Below are 21,025 nucleotides of genomic sequence, written 5' to 3'. Positions count from 1 at the left end.
CTGAATATCGATCAGGTGAAGGGGGCTCGGCCTCAACTGCACCTCATAGAGGCCGAGTTGGCGTGGGCTGTCCCGGAATCTCCTAGAACCAGTCCCGGTCGGTCATCGAGTTCTGGAAGTAGTTCTCCACGCGCGGCTTGAAGGGCGCCTGCCAGTCGCCCGTCCCCCCGTACCAGTACATGCGGGCCGTCGGGTCGGACTTGTCGAACGCCACGAGGTCGTTGCGGCCGTCGCGGTCGATGTCCCCGATGCCGACGACCCGGGCGTACGTGTTCCAGCCCGTGCCGATCTTCGTGCGGGGCGCGAAGGTGCCGTCGCCCTTGCCGAGGTACTGCCAGAGGACGCCGTCCTTGTCGCGGGCGACGAGGTCCCCGGCGGGGGCTCCGGCGATGTTCCCGGTGGCGGTGACCTCGTTGTAGATGCCCCAGCCGGTGCCGATCTGCTTGCGCGCGCCGAGCGGCGCGTTGTAGTTGCCGGTGGCGGGGTAGAGCCACAGGCCGCCGGCCGTGTCCGTGGCGAGGACGTCGGGCCGGCCGTCGCCGGTCAGGTCGCTGCCGCCGACGATCTTGTCGTAGATCTGCCAGCCGGTCCCGATCTTCACCGGGGGAGCGAACGCGAGGCCGCCCGCACCCGGGTGCATCCACAGGCCGCCGCTCTTGTCGCGGGTGATCAGCTCGGGTGCCGTGCTCATCCCGCCGAAGTCACCAGGCGTGACGAACCGGTCGTAGGTGCCTCCCCAGCCGGAGAGCGTGGCGCCCTTGAACCAGTTGAAGCCCTGCTGGAGGGGAAGGTAGGAGCCTTCGAAGACCGACACGTTCCCGGTGGTGGAGTCGACCGCGAACAGGTCCGGCGAACCGTTGTCGGAGAAGTCGTGCGACTTCGGCGCGCGGACCACCTTCGTCGTGCCGCTCAGCCCCACTCCCCTGCCGACGCCGTCGAGGGGGGCGACGCTGATCTGCCAGACGTAGTCGCCGTTCGGGACGTCGCCCCACGGGGTGATTCCACCCTCCCAGGCCGAGCGGTTCCCCTGCCACGTGAGGGTCACCGGCCCGGGGCCGGTCGGGCCCTCCGTGGGACGGAACTCGCTCGTCCACTCCGTGACCAGGGGCGTCGCCGCCTTCGAGATCATGACGGTCACCCGCACGTTGCGACGGCTCACGCCGATCGTGAACGGGACGACGCCCTGGTTCTTGTCGAGGTCGAGGACCGCCGGGATGTCCGGGCCGCTCGTCACGGAGACTCCGGTCTTCTCCCCGGTCCCCGCCACCAGCTCCCGCGTGACCGAGGCGCCGCCCCGCACCCGGTACAGCCCCTCGCCCTCGCCGTCGACCGTCGACCCGCCGCGCACGAGCACCGAACCGTCCGGGGCGGCGGTCACACTGGTCACGTGGTCGATCCACGGCGTCCACCCGGACGTCCCCGTCAGGCTGACGGCCCTGGGGCGGTTGCGGTACTCGAACGGGTCGGTCTCGTCCTCCCCGTAGACCACCCAGCCGTCGACGAGCCCGACCTTCACCGCGCCGCCGCCGGTGTTCAGCGTCGTGAGCTGCCCGGACTTCCGGTCCGCCACGATCAGCTGGTCGTCGAAGTAGCCGTCCGAACGCGGCTTGTGGTGCACCCACGCCACGTGCGTGGCCGACAGCGCGGCCGACTGCCCGTAGCCGACCGGACCCTGGTTGGCGTACGTCTCCGTCACCGCGCGCGTCGCCAGGTCGACCACCGCGAAGTGGCTCTTCCCGGCCGACTGGTAGCCGACGAGCGCGGTCCCGGGGATCCCGGCCGCGAAGGTCAGCGCACTCGCGTCCGCCGGCAGCCCCGTCACGGCGTGGTTCCCGGTGCTGCCGTCGGCCTCGTGGGTCACGAGGTGCAGCAGGGTCCCGCCGTCGGCGGGGGCCACGCTCGTCAGGACGGTGCCACCGACCGCGCCGATCGGCGTGTGGACGCCTCCGCCCAGGAAGTTGATCGCGATGTCGACCGGAGCGGCACCCGTCGCCATGTCCCGCAGCCGCACCGTGTTGATGCCGGGCCGCGTCACGACCACGTCGGACGCGGCACCCAGGACCTCCTCCTGCCCGAGGTCGCTCGTCGTGCCGTCGACCAGCCGCGTCCACCGGTATTCGCCGGCGTCGCTCTTGCTCAGGAAGCCGGTCTCACCCGCGCTCACGACCTCGGACGCGAGCGGGAAGGCGATCGAGGCCTCGGCGCCGGTCGCCGCCACCACGGCCGGGGTCCCGGCGACGGCCACGGGGGCCGCGACGAGGGTTCCGGCGGTGACGGCCAGGGACGCCGCGATGGCGGCGGTGAGGAGTCTCGACCGGGACGTGGTGCGGTGCTGTGTGAGCGGCAAGGCTCGGTTCCTTCCGTGAGCGGTACGAGGGAATGCGTCGTGGCGGGGGAGCGGGGGCGCTAGAAGACGAGGCGCGCGTCCCGCGCGGCCGCCGACTTGGCGGTCCGGGGGCCGAAGGGCGCGCTCCAGCTGCCCGTGCCCTTGTAGACGTAGACGTTCTTGTTCGGGTCGGACGGGGTGCGGACGTAGGCCATCAGGTCGTTGTGGCCGTCGTTGTCGAGGTCGCCGATGGCGACGATCCGGCTGTACGCGTTCCAGCCGCCGCCGATCCTGGTGCGGGGCGCGAAGGTCCCGTCGCCCTTGCCGAGGTACTGCCAGAGGACGCCGTCCTTGTCGCGGGCGACGAGGTCGCCGGCGGGGGCTCCTGCGATGTTCCCCGTGGCGGTGATCTCGTTGTAGACGCCCCAGCCGGTGCCGACCTTCTTGCGGGCGCCGAAGGGGGTGTTGACGTTCCCGGTGCCGGGGTACAGCCACAGGACGCCCGACTTGTCGGTGGCGAGGAGATCCGCCTTGCCGTCGGCGTTCACGTCGCTGCCGCCGACGAGCTTGTCGTAGATCTGCCAGCCGGTGCCGATCCGGGTGCGGGCCGAGAGCCAGTTTCCGGACGTACCGACGCCCTGGTAGAGCCAGAGGTAGCCGCTCCTGTCCCGGGCGACGACGTCGGGCGCGGTGGTGCCGCCGAGGTCGCCGGGGACCGAGGCGCGGTCGTAGATGCTCCAGCCGGTGCCCCAGCGGGAGTCCCAGCCGGTGACGTCCTCGTTGTGGATGAGCTCGCCCGCCGCGTTGATGCTCAGAAGGTCGGGGACGGCGTTCGCCGTCCAGTCGTGCGGGCGGGGAGCGCGGGTGACGGTGAACGTGCCCCTCAGCTCCACCGCCTTCCCCACGCCGTCGGTCGGCCAGACCTCCGCCTTCCACTCGTACAGACCGTTCGACGCGGTCCCGCTGGACCCGTAGTCGCCGGTGCCGTAGTCGTAGCTGCCGTCCCATCGGACGCGAAGGGATCCGAGCGTGCTGGAGGAGCCGTTGCCCCGCCACATGTAGGAGTAGTGGTCGATCTGCCCGGGCGGCGAGATGATCATGTGCACCGCCACGTTGGGCCTGTCCACGTCGAACGTGAACACCGCGGGGCGGTTCTTGTCGAGGTCGACCACCTCCGGGACGTCGTACCCCGTCACCGAGAGCTGGGTGACCTCGCCGCTGCGGGCCACCAGCTGCCGGCCCACCTCGCCCTCGCCCGCCGTGACGCGGTACAGCCCCTCGGCCTCGCCCTCCACGAGCGAACCGCCCCGGACGAGCAGCGTGCCGTCGGGCGCGCCGGTGAGGCTGGTGGCGTGCTCCAGGAGCTCCTTGCCCGGGGCTCCGGTCAGCGACCTGGCGACGAGGGGGTGGCGGTCGGCGCCGGGGGCGACGTCCTCCCCGAACTCGAACACCACCCAGGAGCCGGTCAGACCGACCGTGACCTCGGAGGCGATCCCGGCGGAGAACCGCTGCGTGACGCCCGGCCGCCTCCGGTCGGCGACGACCACGACCGGCTGCGGGTACCCGTACCGGGGCGGCGTCTGCTCGACCCACGCCACATGGGTGGCGGAGAGCGCGGGGGACGGGGACGTCCGTGCCGGGCTCGGGTTCTCGTACGTCTCGACCACCGCGTACGTGGCCAGGTCGACCACGGCGTACCAGGTCCTGGTACCGGACACGTACGAGACGAGCGCGGTGCCGGGGATGGCCGAACGCATGGTGATGCGCGTGGCGTCAGAGGGTATCCCGGTGACCACGCGGTTCAGGAGGGTGCCGTCCGCGTCATGGGAAAGGACGTGCAGCACCTCGGTGCCCGTGACGGTGTGGGCGGACGTGAGGACGGTCGATCCGACCGCGCCGATCGCGATGTTCACCCCGCCGCCGAGCCCCACGAGGGGCACCTCGACGGGCGCCGCCCCGGTCGCCATGTCCCGGATCTGCACGACGTGGTCGCCGGTCTGCGTGACCACGACATCGGAGGCGGCACCCAGGGCCGGTCCTCCCGCACTCGCGAGGACCGTCGAGGTCCCGTCGGCGTAGCGGGTCCACCGGTACTCACCGACGTCGCTCTTGCTCAGGAAGCCGGTCTCGCCCGAGCTGACGATCTGTGACGTCTTCGGGAAGGCGATCACCTCGTCGGCGGAGACCGTGGAAGTGGCGGTGGCGGCGGATGCCGACACGGCGGCCGGGCTCGCGGCGCCGGCGACAGGGGCCGACGCCAGCGTGCCCGCGGTCACGGCCAGGGAGACGGCGACGGCCGCCGTCAGCAGCCGGGGCCGAGAAGCGACGCTTGATACGGGGGACAACGCTGACTCCCTGCGGGTTGGTGAGGGCGCGAGGCGCGCCACACCCAAACAGACATACGAGGGAGGGAAGGGGTTGTACGGAGATCAACTTCGGGTTCCGGTGGCGGGTTCCGGCGGCGGGCGGCGTCGGCGGCCGCCGGCCGGTGGGTGGGGCACGTGCCTGTCGCTGCCTTACGGGCATGCACGGTCGCGACCCGCACGGGACCGCCCGGACAGGACCGCCCGGACAAGCGCGGACAGCAACGATCCGGCCAACGTCGCACTTTCGTGGCTCGGTGCGGATTCAACCGGCACAGAATGCGGCACGTTCACACGGACTCCGGGGGGAGAGCCATGACCACGACGCCCGAACCACCCACGCAACCGCCCACCCAGCCGCCCACGTCCGCGCCCACCGACGATCCGCCCCGGCGCAGGCGCTTCTCCGACGCGCCCGCCTGGATCTCGGCCGCCACCGGCGTGGCAGGACTGCTGCTGGGCTTCCTCGGCCTGCCGGTGTTCGTCCACTCGCCCACGGCCGCCCCGAAGGCGGCGCCGACGGTCGTCACCACCACACCCGCCGCCGAGCCGACGACCGCCGACGTGAGCGCACCGCCCACGACGACGACCGCCGCCCCGCCGCCAAGCACCACTCCGACGCCGACGGGCAACCCCTCCGACGTCTACAAGATCCACACCGTGGACCTCACCCAGGACTACGGCTTCGCCCTCGACAAGCTCCGTCCCGTCAGCCGCGACGACCAGAAGGAGATCTACTGGTACTCCAGCTGGCTGAACACCGACACGGCACAGTTCGTCGCCCTGGACCGCAAGGAACCCGGCAACTACGAGACGTGCAGCACCGTCACCCGCTTCACGAACCAGTTCAGCGTCTGGAGCAACGTGGGCGACCGCTTCTGCATCATCGCCCCGACGGGACTCATCGCCCTGGCCGAAGTGACCGGCGGCGGTCGTGACGCGGACTTCATCCGCCTCAAACTGACCATCTGGCGCGGCACTTACTGACCCCGATCACGAAGCGGGGGGCGGACGGCGAGTGCGACCGGACTTCCCGTTCGGGGAGGGGAACACCCCGCACCCCCGGACACCCGCACCCTCGGCCGCTGCCGGCCTCAGCGGTCCGGGAGCCGGGACACGCCGACCAGGACGATCCCCGCGACGAAGAGCCCCGCACTCACCGCCAGGAGTACGCGAAGGGCGTCTCCCGTCGGAGTGAAGGCGCCGACGCCGAAGAAGCAGCAGAGCCCGCTCCCCGTGAGTATCTGGCCCACACCATGCGGCACCGGACGCAGCACCCGAACCCGCTCCCACGGATGAATCCACCCGGTCAGCAACTCGACCACCCCACCGACCGCAATGGCCAGTGCCACCGCGATGAGCACCCCGTGCCCCACGTACCGCATCCCGCCCCGCCTTCCCCGAGTCCCGTTCCAGCGCAGGGGAAACCTAGGCCATGGAGGCCCGCTCCAGAATGTGCGGCGCCGCCTCGGCCAGCGAGGCGAAGTGCCGGTGCGCGCCCACCTCGGACGTCCCGTTGACCGACCACACGGTCATCCCGGCCGCCAGGCCCGACCGGACCCCGGACGGCGCGTCCTCGATCACGAGACACTCCGCCGGGTCCGCGCCCAGCTTCTCCGCCGCCACCAGATACGGCACCGGCGACGGCTTCCCCTCGGATACGGACGCCGCGTCGACGATCAACCCGGGGAGCGGGAGCCCGGTCCTCCCGAACCGCCCCCGCACCCGGTGCTCGTAGTTCGACGTCACCAGCGCCCACCGGTCGGCGGGCAGGGCGGCCAGCAGCTCCGCCGCCCCTTCGAAGGCCCCGTACGTCCCCGTACGGACGTCCTCGTCCTCCAGCTCGTGCAGAAGGGCGAGGCACTCCTCCGGGTCCTCGTCCGGCACCACCGCCGCGAACGTCTCCACCGGCCGCGTCCGCAACGCCACCGCGTACACCTCGTCCCCGTCGAGCCCGTACCGCCCGGCCCACTCGTGCCACATGCGGCGCTGGTTCTCGACGGCGTCCATCAAAGTGCCGTCGACGTCGAAGAGAACGAAGTTCTTGGAGATCACGCGCCGGATGCTACGTCCACGAACGCGGCCCAGGAGGAGGGGGATACGGCGAGCTGGGGGCCGTGGGGGTTCTTGGAGTCGCGGATGTGGATGAGGGTGGGGTGGGCGGCGATCTCGACGCACTCGCCGCCTTCGGCGCTGCTGTAGCTGGACTTGCGCCAGTCGTAGGCGACTTCGATGCAGTTGCCGCCCTCGGCGTCGCTGTAGCTGCTCTTGAACCAGGCCAGTTCCGTGGTGTTCATCGTTCTCCCAGCAGTTTCTCGATCCAGGCCAGGGACTCGTGAGGGGAGAGTGCCCGCGCCCGGATGATCCCATAGCGCTCGGCGTAGGTGCGCGCCTGTTCTGGCGCGGTGATCAGCCGAGCGTGACCGTAGATCTCCGTGTACGCGACCTCCCGCCGCCCCGGCGGTGTCAGCAGGGTGAAAGCGCCGCCCAGGTAAGGATGTTCCGCCTGGTCCTGAGGCATGATCTGAAGCTCGATCGTGCGGCGCCGGGCTACCGACAAGATGCGGCGCAGCTGCTCGCGGTGGACGTCGGGTCCACCGAACGGCCGGAGCAGGACGGCGGCCTCCAAGACGAAGCTGATCGTCGGCGACGGCCACTTGTCGAGGATCATCTGGCGGGAAATGCGGTCCGCAACCCGCTTCTCGACGGTCGCCTCGTCCAGCATGGGGCGGCGGTTCTCGAAGAGATACCGGGCGTACGCCTCCGTCTGAAGGATTCCCGGCACTGCCTGCACCTCGTAGTAGTGCAGCGCCACCGCCTTCGCCTCCGCGTCCGCGAAGTCCTGGAACCAGTCCGGATGTCGGGTCCGCGCCCGCGCCAGCGCCTCCCGCGCGTCATCCGCCGCCGCAGCGAGCACCCCACCCGCGTTCAGCGCGGGGTCGACCAGGATCAGAAAGTCCGGCTGTGGAACCCGTACGCCCCTCTCGATCGACGAGATCAAGTCCTCGCTGCAATGCGTGACGGCGGCCAGCTCCGCCTGGCTCAGCCCCGTGTTCCGCCGCAGCACTTTGATCATCTTTCCGAGCGCACGGAAGAGGTGCGCCGTCCCGTCCACCTCGGAGGGCCGTTCCGGCCGCTCCTCCTCGTTCCCCGACATCCGTACCGCCCTCGTGGCGCACCCGTACAGTTACCCAGCGTCGTCGCGTCGCTGCTGGTCAGGGTACGGCTGGGGGGCCAGGGTCGGGGGCATGAAATCCGAAACCTCCACCCCAACCGGTGAGTTCACGCTCCGGCTCTCGGCTACGCGCCGGGGCGCGCGATTGGCGCGGTTACTGGCAGTGCAGCAGCTCCAGGACTGGGGCGTGACGGGAACCCCCGCCGACTCCGCCGCCCTGGTCGTGGCCGAGCTGGCCAACAACGCGGTCCAGCACGGCCGGGTGCCGGGGAGGGACTTCGAGCTGCGGATGGAGCGGGCGGGCGATCACGTACACATCGAGCTGTCCGACGCGCGGGGCGAGCGGCGGCCGGAGCCGACACGCGACCCCGACGAGGGCGGCTACGGGCTGCTGCTCGTGGCCGCCCTCGCGACCGCGTGGGGTGTGAAGGGCCGGTGTGTCGGCAAGACGGTGTGGGCGACGGTCAGAACGCGACCTCGGTCCCCTCGCTGAGGCCGTGGGTGTAGTCGCTGGTTTCCTCGAACGGCTGACGCCAGTCCCCGGTGCCCGAGAGAAGGTAGCCGCTCCCTCCGATGCCGACGGCCAACAGGTCGTTGCGGCCGTCCCGATCGGCGTCACCGACGCCGATGAAGGACTTGAAGGCGCCCCAACTCCAGTTGAGGCCGAGCTTTGCGCGGGGCGCGAAGGTGCCGTCGCCCTTGCCGTAGTAGACCCAGAGGCCGTCCTTGTCGAGGGCGACGAGGTCGCCGGCGGGGGCGCCGCCGAGGTTGCCGGTGGCGGTGATCTGGTTGTAGACGCCCCATCCGGTGCCGATCTTCTTGCGGGCGCCGAAGGGGGCGTTGACGTTCCCGGTGGCGGGGTAGAGCCAGAGGCCGCCGGTCTTGTCGGTGGCGAGGAGATCGGGCTTGCCGTCGTTGGTGAGGTCGCTGCCGCCGGCGATCTTGTCGTAGATCTGCCAGCCCGTGCCGACCTTCACTCGGGCGCCGAGCGTGTGGCCGGTGCCCGGGTAGAGCCACAGGAGCCCGCTGCGGTCGCGGGCGATCACGTCGGCGTGGGGGGAGCCGCCGAGGTTTCCGGGTGCGACGAGACGGTCGTAGATCTGCCAGCCGTTGCCGAGCTGTGTGGTCTCCGGCGCGGGTGCGGAGGAGACGGGCCAGAAGGTCTGGCGGACGTCGTACGACACCAGCCGTCCCTGGTAGTCGCGGACGAGGACGTCCGGGGTGCCGCTGTCGGAGTAGTCGTGCGGGGCGGGCGCGTTCACCAGCGTGAACCGGCCGGTCCGTTCGGCCGGCGGCCCGATGCCGTTGCGGGGGGTGCCCGTGATGCGCCAGGTGTATTCGCCGTTGTACGCGGCGACGCCGTTCGTGAACGTGCCGTTCCAGCTCACCGTACGGTTGGTGCCGGAGTAGCGCTCGGGGGTCCACTTCCTTCCCGACGCCACATGGGTGAGTTCGATGCCCGACACGATGGAGCTTCTGTTGAGGGCCCAGTGGAAGGTGGCGGTGCCGCCGCTCCGGTTCAGGTCGATCACGGCGGGGACGTCGTCGCTCACGATTTCGGCGGAGGTGGACACGCCGGTGGCCGCCAGGAACTTCGCCTCCGGTGCGCCGTTCTCGCCGATGGAGACGCGGTAGAGGCCCTCGCCCTCGGCGAGGGAGCCTCCACGTACGGCCTGGGTGTCACCGGGGCCGATCCTGGAGCTGATGACGTGGTCCAGGACCTTGACCGTCTCGCCGGTCTTCAGGGAACGGGCCGTCAGGGGGAAGAGGGGGTTGGGGGCGGAGGCGGTGATGCCCCCCGGCGTCGTGTACGTCACCCAGTCGCCCACCAGGTCGATGGCAAGCGTCGTTCCGCTTCCCACCGGGATGTGCTCGGGCTCAGAGGCAGGAGCGTCGTCCCATCGAGCGACGCCGATCGCCAGGGTGCCTGTCGTGGGCTTCTCGACCCAGGCCAGGTGGGTGTCCGATGCCTTGAGGGCGGACAACACGCCGGAGACAGGTGATTCGCGGTCACGGGTGATCGCGCCGGAGGTCACGTCCACCAATGCGAGGCGATGGCTTGGCGCACCGCCCACGGTCCCCGAGTACTGGACGACCAAGGTGTCCGAGGAGGCCACGGCGACGGAACTGAGCACGGCGTCCGACGGCAGACCGGGCACCGTGCGGTCCCGGACGGTGCCGTCGGGGTTGTCCACCAGATGGAGTTCGGTGCCACCGGTCGTGTTGGTGGCCGACATGGCGAAGGTCGAGCCGGGGGTGGTGAGGAACTTGTACGACGAGAGCGGGCCCCCGGTGTCGATGAGGACGGGGTCGGCACCGGTCGCCATGTCGTACAGCCTGTGAGTGGTGGTTCCCTCCGTCGTCTTGACGATGTCGGATCCGATTCCCACCCCGATGCGGCCGGGGAACACGGTTGTGGCGCCGTCCGAGTAGCGCGTCCACTGGTACGACGTCTGGGTCTCCCCGGGCACGCTGGTGACGAAGCCCGTCGGGCCGGCGTTGATGAGAAGGCCTGCCGCCGGGAACTTCGCCGGCACCTCCTCCGCCGTCGTGCCGACCGCCACCGGGCCCCTGTCCGGCCCTGCCGCCACCGCCGGTGCCGCCAGCGGCCCGGCCGTGATGGCGAGCACCGCCGCGTCCGCCGGCGTGGCGGCCACCGCCGGTACGGCGCCCGGCACCCCCGCCGTGACGGCCAGCGAGACGAGGACGGCGACGCCGAGGCGGCGTCCGGACAGGCGTGGGCTGTGCATCGAGCTGGTCCCTCCCCAGGGCGGCCGCCGCGTCGGGGACGCGCGGCCGTGACGCATGGAGGCGGCCGGTGGTACCCCCCGCCGGAGCATCGCCTCGCATGAAGATCGACCGGAGGCTACCAGCCGCCGCTGACACGCGTCACGGGGTTAGGGCCTGTCCGGCCCTGATCCGCCGGACAGGCCCTAAGGCCTTCCGGTGGATCAGCCGCCCCGGCGCTCCACCACACCCCGCACGTACGCGGCCTGGCCCGCGTGCTGGAGGTCGTCGGCGATGACGGAGACGAGGCGGACGCCGAGGGTGACCGGGGGGTCCCAGGAGGTGTCGACGACGCGGTCGAGGTCGGCGTCGGTGACGTGGGAGACCAGGTCGACGGTGCGGGCGTGGACGGCGTCGTGATAGCCGAGGAGGAGGTCGGCGGGGACGCGGACCTCGCCGACCTGGGCGGTGGTCTGGCCGTAGCCGGTGGCGCGGTCGGGGAAGGGCAGGCCGAAGTGGGCGGACCAGCCGTCGGAGGACCAGAGTTGGCCGGTGTCGAAGGCGTCCGCGAGGTGGTCGTCCTGGATGCGGGTGAGGTGCCAGACGAGCCAGGCGACGGTGTTGGCGTCGGGGTCGACGCGCGCGGTGAGCGCTTCGACCGTGAGGCCCTCCACGGCCTCGTGGACGACCTCACGGACCCGGCCGAACGAGTCGGCCAGCAGGGCGGCGCTGTTCATGGGGGCTCCTCTGGGTGGGACTCGGTGGAGACCCGCGCGGTCCTGTCGGTGGAGGACCGCGCGCGGGAGACCTACGCCCGTTCCGCCCGCCACCGTTCGACCGTCGCCTCGACGTCGAAGAGTGTCAGGTTGAGCGGCGGACCGGCCGGCGGTCGGCGGAGCGCTTCGGCGATCTTCGTGTTGATGTCGCCGAGGATGCGCCGGACCTGGCGCTCGGAGACGGCCTCGGCCACCGCGGCCTCCGCGTCCTCGGCCTCCTTGCGCAGGGCGAGGGAGGGCGGGAGGACGGACGCGCCCTCGCGGTGCATCTTGCCCTTGATCCACCACAGTTCGTCGTAGGGGGCGGAGTCGTCGGGGAGGGGCTTGCCGAAGCCCGACAGGCTTCGGAACTCGCCGCGCTCCGCGGCTTCGCGGATCTGCTTGTCCACGAATGACTCGAAGCTGACGCCGGGCGGTTTCCGTTCGGTCATGTGTCCAGCCTACGTAATGACGACGGTCCGAGTGTGGTCGTCGCGGGCTACTGCGGTACGCGATCTTCCGGCACGCTGTGGACCGTTCAACGCGCGTCGACCCTTGTCCCGTCTCGCCCCGAACCCCTCACCGGAGGACGCATGCGTGCTCGGATCACCCCTCTCGGCACCCTCCTCGCGCTCGTCGCGGGCCTGCTCACCGCGCTCGTCACCACCACCCCGGCCCAGGCGGCGCCGCTCTTCAAGGCGCCGTTCCCGTGCGGCCAGAAGTGGACGTACAGCCATCACTCGGCCGAGGTCCGCCAGGCGCTGGACTTCGTCCGTTCCGACGGCGGCACGACGGCCGGCACCCCGGTCCTCGCCTCGGCGTCCGGCACCGCCCGCCGCTACTCCCAGCCGACCGGGGCCGGGAACTACATCGTGATCGACCACGGCAGCGGCTGGAAGACGTACTACTTCCACCTCAACGCCTACTCGGTCGCCGACGGCGCCTGGGTCTCCCAGGGGCAGCAGATCGGCACCACCGGCACCACGGGCAACAGCTCCGGCGCCCACATCCACTACGAGCAGCTCTACAACGGCGTCGGCCAGCCCATCGTGATCAACGGCGCCTCGCTCGCCCCCTATCCCGGCTCCTACGGCTCCAAGTTCCTGACCAGCGACAACGGCTGCTCGGGCGGGGGTGGCGGCAAGTACTGGGTCGACACCTTCGCCAACGCCACCGGTTACGCCCAGGCGAACACGAACGACCCGCAGGGCGTGCTGTACGCGGGCACGAACTACGTCTACTGCAAGGTCTGGGGCCAGGAGATCCGCGACGGCTCCGGCAACTACAACCACTGGTGGCTGAGGACCGACCTCGACTCCGTCTACGCCGGCAAGAACGGCAACGGGGCGTACGTGTCCGCCTACTACCTGTCACGCTGGGGCAACGACGAGGCCCGCGACAACAACGGGACCGTCATCCCGAACTGCTGACGGCCCCGGCGGCCGGCCGGACCGGGCACTGCCGCCGGTCGAGGTCCGGCGGTTCCGGCCCCGGCGGCCCGGAAAAGGGCAGGAGCCCCGCTCGTGCCGTGAGGCACGGAGCGGGGCTCCTTGGGTACTGCTCTAGTCGTGCGTGTTCGCCGACCCAGGCACCTTAGGCCGGGGAGACGTTCTCCGCCTGCGGGCCCTTCGGGCCCTGCGTGACGTCGAAGGTCACGAGCTGGTTCTCCTCGAGCGAACGGAAGCCGTTCGCGTTGATCGCGGAGTAGTGGACGAAGACATCCGGGCCGCCGCCGTCCTGGGCGATGAAGCCGAAGCCCTTTTCAGCGTTGAACCACTTCACGGTTCCGGTAGCCATGAGCCCTCCTATGGGCCAAAGGGTCGCCCTGCTCCAGAACCTGCAAACAAGTCTGAAAACTACAAAAGCCTGCGGGTCACATGCTCCGCAGGCTCTGTACTGCAAGGGAAACCAAACTGCAACTTGCGTTGAGCGTAGCACGCAGGACGCTCGTGGCGGTAGAGGGAAAGATCACGTCACCCGCATGTTCGATCTTCTTCCGCGTGCTGACGCGCGGGCCCCGGCGATGCCCACAGTGCGAGACGGGTCTAGCCTCACGATGTGGACAATGCAACCGACGACCACCAGCGCAGCCGGCCCCGCGTCGGACACATCCAGTTCCTGAACTGCCTCCCCCTGTACTGGGGGCTCGCGCGGACCGGAACGCTCCTCGACCTGGAGCTCACGAAGGACACCCCGGAGAAGCTCAGCGAGCGGCTCGTCGCGGGCGACCTCGACATCGGGCCCATCACCCTCGTCGAGTACCTCCGCAACGCGGCGGACCTCGTCGCCCTCCCGGACATCGCCGTCGGCTGCGACGGCCCCGTCATGTCCTGCGTGATCGTGTCGCAGCGGCCCCTGGAGGAGCTGGACGGCGCCCGCGTCGCCCTCGGCTCCACCTCGCGCACCTCCGTACGCCTCGCGCAGCTGCTGCTCTCCGAGCGGTTCGGGGTCGAGCCCGACTACTACACCTGCCCGCCGGACCTCGGCCTGATGATGCAGGAGGCGGAGGCGGCCGTCCTGATCGGTGACGCGGCGCTCCGGGCCTCGCTGCACGACGCGCCCCGGCTCGGCCTCCAGGTCCACGACCTCGGGCTGATGTGGAAGGACTGGACGGGCCTGCCGTTCGTCTTCGCCGTGTGGGCGGCCCGCAAGGACTTCCTCGCGCGCGAGCCGGAGACCGTCCACGAGGTCCACCAGGCGTTCCTCGCCTCGCGCGACCTCTCCCTCGAAGAGGTCGCCAAGGTCGCGGAGCAGGCCGCCCGCTGGGAGACCTTCGACGCCGAACTCCTGGAGCGGTACTTCCGCACCCTCGACTTCCGCTTCGGCCCGGAGCAGCTGGCCGGCGTCCGCGAGTTCGCCCGCAGGACCGGCGCCACCACCGGATACCCGGCGGACGTCGCCGTCGAACTGCTGCCGCCCGCCCACCGGTAGGGCAGCCGCTACGCCGTGCCGCGGTCCGGCACCGGGGGCTGGAGCCGCCTGCTGATCCACTCGATCGAGCCGGCCTCCAGTCCCCTCATGTAGGTACGGGCGTTGTGGCCGCCGCCCGGCACGACCTGGAGCCTGCTCTTGACCGGGCCCTTGGTGTACGTACGGATGAACCGCCGCACCTTCGGGCCGAGCCCGGTCTCCCGCGAGCCGAGCTGGAAGGCCAGGTACACGACGTTGCGGGGGAGGTCCGGCCGGCGCCCGAGGGCCGCCGCGAGCCGCCCGGGGTCGTTCGCCCGCCGTTCGCGCTCGTGCCCCCGCCACAGCGGCGAGTCGGGGACGGTGTCGGGTCCCGACGCTATGACGGCCTTGAACCTGTCCGGGTGCTGGAGCACGGACTTGAGGCCCACGAAACCGCCCGACGAGGACCCCATGAACGCCCAGCCGTCGCGTGACGCGAAGGTCCGGAAATTCGCGCGGACGAAATCCGGCACGTCCTCCGCGATCCAGGTCCCCATTCTCGGCCGGCCCGGAATATCACTGCCGTCGTAGTAGTGGTCGAAGTCCGGATTGAGGACGGGCATCGCGACGATGAACGGAAGGCTCTTTCCCGCCCGGGACCACCGGGAGATGCCGGCCTGGAGTCCGAGATCCGTCGCCCGCCAGTAATTCCCCGGATATCCGTGCCCGCCCGGGAGCGCCACGAGGACGGGGAAGCCGCTGTGCGCGTACTTCGGGTCGAAATACTGCGGCGGCGCCCACACCCACACCTTGCCCGTGAAGCCGGACTTCCGGCCCCTGAGCGTCGTGACCCCGATGCTGGTGCCGTCCTCCACCCTCCCGGCGACCGTGAACCGCGCCGGGGGGCCCGTCGGGTACACGGTCACCGGCTGCCCCGGCGCCGCCCTCGGGCCCGACAGCGGCCCGCCGAACACGAGCGGTTCGCCCCCGGCGCCGTCGCGGGCCCCGAGCAGGGCCACGGGCGCGGCGAGCGCGAGGGCGACCGCGAGGGAGCGGACGGCCCGGGACGGGCGGGCCTTTCCTGGCGCGCGGCGCTCGCGGCGGCGGGACCTCCGGGACGACGGGTGTGTCATCGGGCGACTCCGGTTCCTTCGGGTCAGATCGGGTGATTCCGCAGGGAGAGAGGGGCCCGACGCCCGACTGGTTGCCCCGGTGCGATGCCTCGCCCGACACCCCGGGCGGCGCCCCCCGACCTCCCGGCGGCACCCTGCGGAAGCCGCGAGGACCCCTGGCGTAGGCTGGTTCGGTCGATCAGAACCCCTCCGAAAGGGACGCACCCGGTGACCGAGAAGGCCGAACTCCAGTCTGTTCTCGACCGCGCCGCCGCGGGTGGCCGGATCACCCCCGAGGAGGCGCTCGACCTGTACCGTTCCGCGCCCCTGCACGCGCTCGGCGCCGCCGCCGACGCCGTGCGCCGCCGCCGGTACGCGGGGACCGAGCACATCGCGACGTACATCATCGAGCGGAACATCAACTACACGAACGTCTGCGTGACGGCGTGCAAGTTCTGCGCGTTCTACGCGGCGCCGAAGGACACCAAGAAGGGCTGGACCCGCGACCTCGACGACATCCTGCGCCGCTGCGCGGAGACCGTGGAGCTCGGCGGCACCCAGATCATGTTCCAGGGCGGCCACCACCCGGACTACGGCGTCGAGTACTACGAGAAGCACTTCGCGGCCATCAAGAAGGACTTCCCGCAGCTGGTCATCCACTCCCTCGGTGCCTCCGAGGTCGAGCACATGGCCCGCATCTCCGGCGTCTCCGTCGAGGAGGCGATCACCCGCATCCACGCGGCCGGTCTCGACTCCTTCGCCGGCGCCGGCGCGGAGCTGCTCCCGGAGCGGCCGCGCAAGGCGATCGCCCCGCTCAAGGAGAGCGGCGAGCGCTGGCTGGAGATCATGGAGATCGCCCACAAGCTGGGCGTCGAGTCCACCTCCACCATGCTGATGGGCACCGGCGAGACCAACGCCGAGCGGATCGAGCACCTGCGGATGATCCGTGACGTGCAGGACCGGACGGGCGGCTTCCGGGCCTTCATCCCGTACACGTACCAGCCCGAGAACAACCACCTCAAGGGCCGCACGCAGGCCACGCTCTTCGAGTACCTGCGGATGATCTCGATCGCGCGGTTGTTCCTCGACAACGTCGCCCACATCCAGGGCTCGTGGCTCACCACGGGCAAGGAGATCGGCCAGCTGACCCTGCACTACGGCGCGGACGACCTCGGCTCGATCATGCTGGAGGAGAACGTCGTCTCCTCGGCGGGCGCCAGGCACCGCTCCAACCTGCGCGAGATGATCGACATGATCCGCACGGCGGACCGCGTCCCGGCGCAGCGCACCACGACGTACGAGCACATCGTGGTCCACGACGACCCGGCGAACGACCCGGTCGACGAGCGCGTCGCCTCGCACATCTCGTCCACCGCGATCGAGGGCGGCACGGCCCACCCCGAGCTGAAGCTCCTCGACGCGAACTGACGCGCCCGTGCTGACCATCCACGTCGCCGAGGCGACGCCCGAGACGGCCGTCCTGATCGACGGCGACCGCGTCGCCGCCGTCGGCCCGTACGACGACCTGGTCGCCGTACGGCCCGAGGCGCGGGTGCGGCGTTGGCCCGGCATCCTCACCCCCGGGCTCCTCAACCCGTTCGCGCCCGAGCTGCTGGAGGGCATGTACCACCCGGACCCCCGGGAGGCCGAGGGGTTCGGCACCGAGCCGATCACCGGCGAGCGGGCGCAGCGGATCTTCCGCATGGACGCCTCGCGGCGCGGCGCGTCCGCGCGCCGCGGCGTGCAGCGGCTCCTCGCGCACGGGACGGTGGCCGTCGCGGGCGAACTGCGCGACCGGGCCGCCCTGGACGCCGTGCGCCGGGCCGGTCTCGCCATCGGGCGCCGTCCCGAGAGGCTGCCCGGCGGCCCGTCGTTCTCGCCGGTGCCGCTGATCCTGCTGCCGGGCCTGATCCCGGGGGCCCCGGCCCGCTTCGCCGTCTTCGACGTCCCCGACCGGGCGGCGCTGGTCCGCCTCGGCGCGTCGACCTGTGTCGCCACCGTCCTGGGCGGTCGTCTCGTCCACCGGGCCCGCTGAGCGGTTTCCGGCAGCCACGCTGAGACAATGAACCCGCCCGCCCGTCACCCCCGATTCTGCGAGGCCGAACGCCAGTGACCCGCGCCACCCTGGACAAGCAGCCGCACGAAGTCGCCACCATGTTCGACGACGTGGCGGCGAACTACGACCTCACGAACGACGTGCTCTCCCTCGGGCAGGACCGCCGCTGGCGCAGGGAGGTCGCGAAGGCGGTCGACGCGCGCCCGGCGCAGCGGATCCTCGACCTGGCCGCGGGTACGGCCACCTCCTCGCAGCCCTTCGCCCGCGCGGGCGCTTACGTGGTGCCCTGCGACTTCTCGCTCGGCATGCTCCGGGTCGGCAAGAAGAACCACCCGTGGATGCCGTTCACGGCGGGCGACGGCACGAAGCTGCCGTTCCGCGACGACGTCTTCGACGCGGTGACGATCTCCTTCGGGCTGCGCAACATCCAGGACACCGACAAGGCGCTGCGCGAGCTGTACCGGGTGACGAAGCCCGGCGGGCGGGTCGTCATCAGCGAGTTCTCGCACGCCACCTGGGCGCCGTTCCGCACGGTGTACGAGGAGTACCTGATGCGCGCGCTCCCGCCGGTGGCCCGTGCGATCTCCTCGAACCCGGACGCGTACGTGTACCTGGCCGAGTCCATCCGCTCCTGGCCGGACCAGCCGACCCTGGCGGGCATGCTCCAGAAGGCCGGCTGGTCGAAGGTGGCCTGGCGGAACCTGTCCGGTGGCATCGTCGCGCTCCACCGGGGCTTCAAGACCGTCTGACCGGGCGGGGCGGGGACGGCGGAGGGCCCGACCCTCCGTTTCGCCCCGACACGCCCGCCATAGACTGCGACACGTCCTCAACGCCGAACCTTTCGGGAGACCCCGCCGTGACCGAGCAGCCCCTCTCCGAGCACACCGCAGATGTGATCGTCGTCGGGGCGGGCCCGGCGGGCTCCACCACCGCGTACTACCTGGCGAAGGCCGGACTCGACGTCCTGCTCCTGGAGAAGACCGCGTTCCCCCGCGAGAAGGTCTGCGGCGACGGCCTCACCCCCCGTGCCACCAAGCAGCTCGTCGCCATGGGCATCGACATCTCCGAAGAGGCCGGCTGGCTGCGGAACAAGGGCCTGCGGATCATCGGCGGCGGCGTCCGCCTGGAGCTCGACTGGCCGGAGCTCGCCTCGTACCCGGACTACGGACTCGTGCGCAAGCGCGACGACTTCGACGAGCAGCTCGCCCGGCAGGCGCAGAAGGCCGGCGCCCGGCTGTACGAGCGCTGCAACGTCGGCGCCCCGATCATCGACGACCGTACGGGCCGGATCACCGGCGTCCACGCCAAGCTCGGCGAGGACAAGCGCGAGGTCACCTTCCACGCGCCGCTCGTCGTCGCGGCCGACGGCAACTCCACCCGGCTCTCCGTGGCCATGGGCCTGCACCGGCGCGAGGACCGCCCGATGGGCGTCGCCGTGCGGACGTACTTCACCAGCCCCCGCCACGACGACGACTACCTGGAGTCCTGGCTGGAGCTGTGGGACCGGCGCGGCCCGCAGGACCGGCTGCTGCCCGGCTACGGCTGGATCTTCCCGATGGGCGACGGCACGTCCAACGTCGGCCTCGGCATCCTCAACTCCTCGTCCGCCTTCAAGGAGCTGGACTGGCGCGAGGTCCTCAAGGCCTGGTGCGCCTCGATGCCGGAGGAGTGGGGCTACACCCCGGAGAACATGACGACGCCGATCCGCGGCGCCGCCCTCCCCATGGCCTTCAACCGCCAGCCCCACTACACCAAGGGCCTGCTGCTCGTCGGCGACGCGGGCGGCCTCGTCAACCCGTTCAACGGCGAGGGCATCGCGTACGCCATGGAGTCCGGCCAGATCGCGGCCGACGTCATCGTCCAGGCGCACGCCCGCGCCACCCCGGCCCAGCGCGAACTGGCCCTGCGCAACTACCCGCAGGTCCTGAAGGACACCTACGGCGGCTACTACACGCTCGGCCGCGCGTTCGTGAAGCTCATCGGCAACCCCAAGATCATGAAGATCGCGACCCAGCACGGGCTCACCCACCCGCTCCTCATGAAGTTCACGCTCAAGATGCTCGCGAACCTCACGGACCCGACGGGCGGCGACGCCATGGACCGCATCATCAACGGCCTGTCGAAGGTCGCGCCGAAGGCCTGAGTCCGGGGCCGCCGTGCGCGGTGGCGGCGGCCGGGCCGGTCAGCCGTTCCGCGCCGCCGCCAGCCTGATCCGGGTGTCGAGTTCGGACCTCGTCCGGGTCAGGGTCTCGGCGTGCTGCTCGACGGCGCGCTCCTGGAACCCGACCTCGGCGGCGTACCAGACGCCGACGAGGCGGGTGCGTTCCTTGCAGGCCACGTCCTGCACGGCGGCGGCGACGGCCCGCGGGCCGCCGGCCGCGTCCGCGGACAGTCCGAGGTCCTGCTGCGGGCTGACCGGGTCGTCGGTCCGGTAGCCCTTCTCCGCCATGCAGCGCGACCACTGCTCGACGGCCTTCGCCACCCGCGCGTCCTGCCGGGCCCGGGAGAAGGCCTCCGCTTCGAGGCGGAAGACGAACAGGGCGTCGACGGCGCCCTCCCGGGGCGCGTACATCCGCAGGAAGCCCTCGCGGCCGCAGCCGCCGACGGGCACCTTCACACCGTTGACCCTCCTGCCGCTGTCGGTCCGTTCCGACTCCGCCAGGCTCATCGGTATCCGGCCTTCGACCGGCGGTCCGCCCAGGGCCAGTTCGCCCGCGGGGCCGAGGTCCTGCGCCGGGGCTTTGCCCGGCGGTCGCGCGCCGCCGCGCGGGGCGTAGCCGTACCGGGACGCGGTCAGGGCGTCGGTGAGCCCGTAGCGGGAGGCGGTGCCGGCGCCGGCCGGCCGGGGCTGCTCCGGCGGCCGGTACGCGAAGCCGAACCGCTTCATGCAGTCGGCGGTGAGCAGGGCCTGTGCCCGCTCGATGCCCCGGCTCTCCTCGTCGGTGGGCTTGTAGCCGTCCAGCGGGTACGTGAGCCGCGCCGCGTCCGTCACCGCGGCCGGTGCCGCGGGGGCGGCCGGGGTGACGGGCCCGGTCTCGCCGGGGGCGCAGGCGGTGAGGAGCACCGCGCCCAGCAGGAGGAGGGCGGCGGAGGTGTGCGGGGCGCGGGGGCGCATGGGCTCTGCTCCGGTGGGCTGGCGAACGGCGTTGGGGTCAGCGGGCCTTGTAGTGGTACGCGGAGGAGACCTGGTTCTTGAACGTCAGGGAGGCGTTGCCGTAGTAGCCCGCCGGGATGCTGCCCTCGATGCCGCCGGCGTACGAGCCGGTGTACACGAACCAGACGACCCGGTCGCGGTTGAAGTACGAGGCGGCGTTGTTGTCCACGATCTCCCCCTGGCCGGAGCCGTAGCCGGGGAAGCGGTCGTCGGCGAGGTTGGAGTCGGCCAGGTACAGGTCGAAGACCGATCCCATCAGGGAGGAGTTGTAGAACAGGCCGAACTCGCGGTACTCCAGCTCGCCGTCCTTGTTCGCGGCCGCGGCGGTGCCGCCGCCGGCCAGGACGCCCGCGCCGAGGGCGGTGAGGGCGATCGCCGTGCTGATGGCGCGCCGGACGAGCGTGCTCTGCATGCCGTTGCCTTTCGGGGCGGGGACCGGGGCGAGGGGGGAGCGGGGTACGGGGCGGA

21 protein-coding genes are annotated in these 21,025 nt (G+C 71.3%); 8 read left to right on the top strand and 13 right to left on the bottom strand.

The features are described from left to right. Nucleotides 1-82: 82 nt before the first annotated feature. Nucleotides 83-2,347 (bottom strand): FG-GAP repeat domain-containing protein, encoded by a 2,265-nt coding sequence (locus tag OO54_RS07665; RefSeq protein ID WP_063738258.1) that lies wholly within the window; start codon nt 2,345-2,347, stop codon nt 83-85. A 59-nt stretch (nt 2,348-2,406) separates the two neighbouring features. Next, nucleotides 2,407-4,671, bottom strand: a complete 2,265-nt coding sequence (locus tag OO54_RS07660) for an FG-GAP-like repeat-containing protein (RefSeq protein WP_234439294.1) — start codon at nt 4,669-4,671, stop codon at nt 2,407-2,409. A gap of 333 nt (nt 4,672-5,004) precedes the next feature. Here OO54_RS07660 and OO54_RS07655 point away from each other — a divergent pair, with 333 nt between their 5' ends. Continuing rightward, nucleotides 5,005-5,676, top strand: a complete 672-nt coding sequence (locus tag OO54_RS07655) for a hypothetical protein (RefSeq protein ID WP_033202073.1) — start codon at nt 5,005-5,007, stop codon at nt 5,674-5,676. A 107-nt stretch (nt 5,677-5,783) separates the two neighbouring features. On the opposite strand, the gene OO54_RS45745 is transcribed toward OO54_RS07655, so the two are convergent. The 4 genes from OO54_RS45745 to OO54_RS07635 all read right to left on the bottom strand — a co-directional run bounded on the left by OO54_RS45745 (nt 5,784) and on the right by OO54_RS07635 (nt 7,846). Then, a complete protein-coding gene (locus OO54_RS45745) occupies nt 5,784-5,942 on the bottom strand; it encodes a hypothetical protein (protein ID WP_157856437.1) in 159 nt (52 codons plus the stop codon). A gap of 175 nt (nt 5,943-6,117) precedes the next feature. Further along, complete coding sequence (locus OO54_RS07645; RefSeq protein ID WP_033202071.1) at nt 6,118-6,744, bottom strand: HAD family hydrolase; 627 nt, start codon at nt 6,742-6,744, stop codon at nt 6,118-6,120. After that, on the bottom strand, nt 6,741-6,986 hold the full coding sequence (locus tag OO54_RS07640; protein ID WP_033202070.1) for a DUF397 domain-containing protein: 246 nt from the start codon (nt 6,984-6,986) through the stop codon (nt 6,741-6,743). Before OO54_RS07640 ends, OO54_RS07645 begins: the two co-directional genes overlap by 4 nt. Beyond that, nucleotides 6,983-7,846, bottom strand: a complete 864-nt coding sequence (locus OO54_RS07635; RefSeq protein WP_033202069.1) for a helix-turn-helix domain-containing protein — start codon at nt 7,844-7,846, stop codon at nt 6,983-6,985. Before OO54_RS07635 ends, OO54_RS07640 begins: the two co-directional genes overlap by 4 nt. 91 nt (nt 7,847-7,937) lie before the next feature. On the opposite strand from OO54_RS07635, the gene OO54_RS07630 reads away from it, so the two are divergent. Next, a complete protein-coding gene (locus OO54_RS07630) occupies nt 7,938-8,357 on the top strand; it encodes an ATP-binding protein (RefSeq protein WP_033202068.1) in 420 nt (139 codons plus the stop codon). On the opposite strand, the gene OO54_RS46730 is transcribed toward OO54_RS07630, so the two are convergent. From OO54_RS46730 to OO54_RS07615, 3 genes are all read right to left on the bottom strand, one after another. Next, nucleotides 8,329-10,614 carry an FG-GAP repeat domain-containing protein gene (locus OO54_RS46730; protein WP_051786766.1) on the bottom strand — a complete coding sequence of 762 codons (2,286 nt, stop codon included), beginning with the start codon at nt 10,612-10,614 and terminating at the stop codon, nt 8,329-8,331. The two genes, OO54_RS07630 and OO54_RS46730, sit on opposite strands and share 29 nt — an antisense overlap. Before the next feature lie 201 nt (nt 10,615-10,815). Beyond that, the gene (locus tag OO54_RS07620; protein WP_033202067.1) at nt 10,816-11,328 is read right to left on the bottom strand and encodes a mycothiol transferase; all 513 of its coding nucleotides are present in this window, start codon (nt 11,326-11,328) and stop codon (nt 10,816-10,818) included. Between the two features lie 71 nt (nt 11,329-11,399). Next, on the bottom strand, nt 11,400-11,798 hold the full coding sequence (locus tag OO54_RS07615) for a DnaJ family domain-containing protein (protein ID WP_033202066.1): 399 nt from the start codon (nt 11,796-11,798) through the stop codon (nt 11,400-11,402). Nucleotides 11,799-11,939: 141 nt separating this feature from the next. Here OO54_RS07615 and OO54_RS07610 point away from each other — a divergent pair, with 141 nt between their 5' ends. Next, on the top strand, nt 11,940-12,776 hold the full coding sequence (locus OO54_RS07610; protein ID WP_033202065.1) for a M23 family metallopeptidase: 837 nt from the start codon (nt 11,940-11,942) through the stop codon (nt 12,774-12,776). Nucleotides 12,777-12,939: 163 nt separating this feature from the next. Here OO54_RS07610 and OO54_RS07605 read toward each other — a convergent pair whose 3' ends face one another. Next, the gene (locus tag OO54_RS07605; RefSeq protein WP_015035453.1) at nt 12,940-13,143 is read right to left on the bottom strand and encodes a cold-shock protein; all 204 of its coding nucleotides are present in this window, start codon (nt 13,141-13,143) and stop codon (nt 12,940-12,942) included. A 261-nt stretch (nt 13,144-13,404) separates the two neighbouring features. Between OO54_RS07605 and OO54_RS07600 the strand changes: the two genes are divergently transcribed. Continuing rightward, complete coding sequence (locus OO54_RS07600; protein ID WP_017239444.1) at nt 13,405-14,277, top strand: menaquinone biosynthetic enzyme MqnA/MqnD family protein; 873 nt, start codon at nt 13,405-13,407, stop codon at nt 14,275-14,277. Between the two features lie 8 nt (nt 14,278-14,285). Here OO54_RS07600 and OO54_RS07595 read toward each other — a convergent pair whose 3' ends face one another. Beyond that, nucleotides 14,286-15,368: an alpha/beta hydrolase gene (locus OO54_RS07595; protein WP_033202064.1), complete on the bottom strand. Its 1,083-nt coding sequence runs from the start codon at nt 15,366-15,368 to the stop codon at nt 14,286-14,288. Between the two features lie 207 nt (nt 15,369-15,575). Between OO54_RS07595 and mqnC the strand changes: the two genes are divergently transcribed. From mqnC to OO54_RS07575, 4 genes are all read left to right on the top strand, one after another. Then, nucleotides 15,576-16,775: a cyclic dehypoxanthinyl futalosine synthase gene (mqnC, locus tag OO54_RS07590; RefSeq protein ID WP_017239446.1), complete on the top strand. Its 1,200-nt coding sequence runs from the start codon at nt 15,576-15,578 to the stop codon at nt 16,773-16,775. Nucleotides 16,776-16,782: 7 nt separating this feature from the next. After that, nucleotides 16,783-17,382: an imidazolonepropionase-like domain-containing protein gene (locus tag OO54_RS07585; RefSeq protein ID WP_033202063.1), complete on the top strand. Its 600-nt coding sequence runs from the start codon at nt 16,783-16,785 to the stop codon at nt 17,380-17,382. A gap of 74 nt (nt 17,383-17,456) precedes the next feature. Next, complete coding sequence (locus OO54_RS07580; RefSeq protein ID WP_033202062.1) at nt 17,457-18,152, top strand: demethylmenaquinone methyltransferase; 696 nt, start codon at nt 17,457-17,459, stop codon at nt 18,150-18,152. 107 nt (nt 18,153-18,259) lie between these two features. Then, a complete protein-coding gene (locus OO54_RS07575) occupies nt 18,260-19,546 on the top strand; it encodes a geranylgeranyl reductase family protein (protein ID WP_017239449.1) in 1,287 nt (428 codons plus the stop codon). Nucleotides 19,547-19,585: 39 nt separating this feature from the next. Here OO54_RS07575 and OO54_RS07570 read toward each other — a convergent pair whose 3' ends face one another. Both OO54_RS07570 and OO54_RS07565 read right to left on the bottom strand, forming a co-directional pair. Beyond that, entirely contained in the window at nt 19,586-20,518 is a 933-nt protein-coding gene (locus OO54_RS07570; protein WP_033202061.1) for a hypothetical protein, read from the bottom strand. Between the two features lie 37 nt (nt 20,519-20,555). Then, nucleotides 20,556-20,969 (bottom strand): hypothetical protein, encoded by a 414-nt coding sequence (locus OO54_RS07565; protein WP_017239451.1) that lies wholly within the window; start codon nt 20,967-20,969, stop codon nt 20,556-20,558. Nucleotides 20,970-21,025 lie beyond the last annotated feature (56 nt).

Origin of the sequence: Streptomyces wedmorensis (assembly GCF_000716445.1) — a bacterium.
Classification (GTDB): Bacteria; Actinomycetota; Actinomycetes; order Streptomycetales; family Streptomycetaceae; genus Streptomyces; species Streptomyces wedmorensis.
Note: the sequence above shows the minus strand (reverse complement) of the source record. Positions and strands in the feature narration are given on the sequence as shown.

Excerpts from the sequence above, each read along its gene's own strand:
- OO54_RS07635 (WP_033202069.1), bottom strand. The coding sequence starts at position 7,846 with ATGTCGGGGAACGAGGAGGAGCGGCCGGAACGGCCCTCCGAGGTGGAC.
- OO54_RS07655 (WP_033202073.1), top strand. The coding sequence starts at position 5,005 with ATGACCACGACGCCCGAACCACCCACGCAACCGCCCACCCAGCCGCCC.
- OO54_RS07630 (WP_033202068.1), top strand. The coding sequence starts at position 7,938 with ATGAAATCCGAAACCTCCACCCCAACCGGTGAGTTCACGCTCCGGCTC.
- OO54_RS07595 (WP_033202064.1), bottom strand. The coding sequence starts at position 15,368 with ATGACACACCCGTCGTCCCGGAGGTCCCGCCGCCGCGAGCGCCGCGCG.
- OO54_RS07610 (WP_033202065.1), top strand. The coding sequence starts at position 11,940 with ATGCGTGCTCGGATCACCCCTCTCGGCACCCTCCTCGCGCTCGTCGCG.
- OO54_RS07640 (WP_033202070.1), bottom strand. The coding sequence starts at position 6,986 with ATGAACACCACGGAACTGGCCTGGTTCAAGAGCAGCTACAGCGACGCC.
- OO54_RS07570 (WP_033202061.1), bottom strand. The coding sequence starts at position 20,518 with ATGCGCCCCCGCGCCCCGCACACCTCCGCCGCCCTCCTCCTGCTGGGC.
- OO54_RS07620 (WP_033202067.1), bottom strand. The coding sequence starts at position 11,328 with ATGAACAGCGCCGCCCTGCTGGCCGACTCGTTCGGCCGGGTCCGTGAG.
- OO54_RS46730 (WP_051786766.1), bottom strand. The coding sequence starts at position 10,614 with ATGCACAGCCCACGCCTGTCCGGACGCCGCCTCGGCGTCGCCGTCCTC.
- OO54_RS07565 (WP_017239451.1), bottom strand. The coding sequence starts at position 20,969 with ATGCAGAGCACGCTCGTCCGGCGCGCCATCAGCACGGCGATCGCCCTC.
- OO54_RS07605 (WP_015035453.1), bottom strand. The coding sequence starts at position 13,143 with ATGGCTACCGGAACCGTGAAGTGGTTCAACGCTGAAAAGGGCTTCGGC.
- OO54_RS07615 (WP_033202066.1), bottom strand. The coding sequence starts at position 11,798 with ATGACCGAACGGAAACCGCCCGGCGTCAGCTTCGAGTCATTCGTGGAC.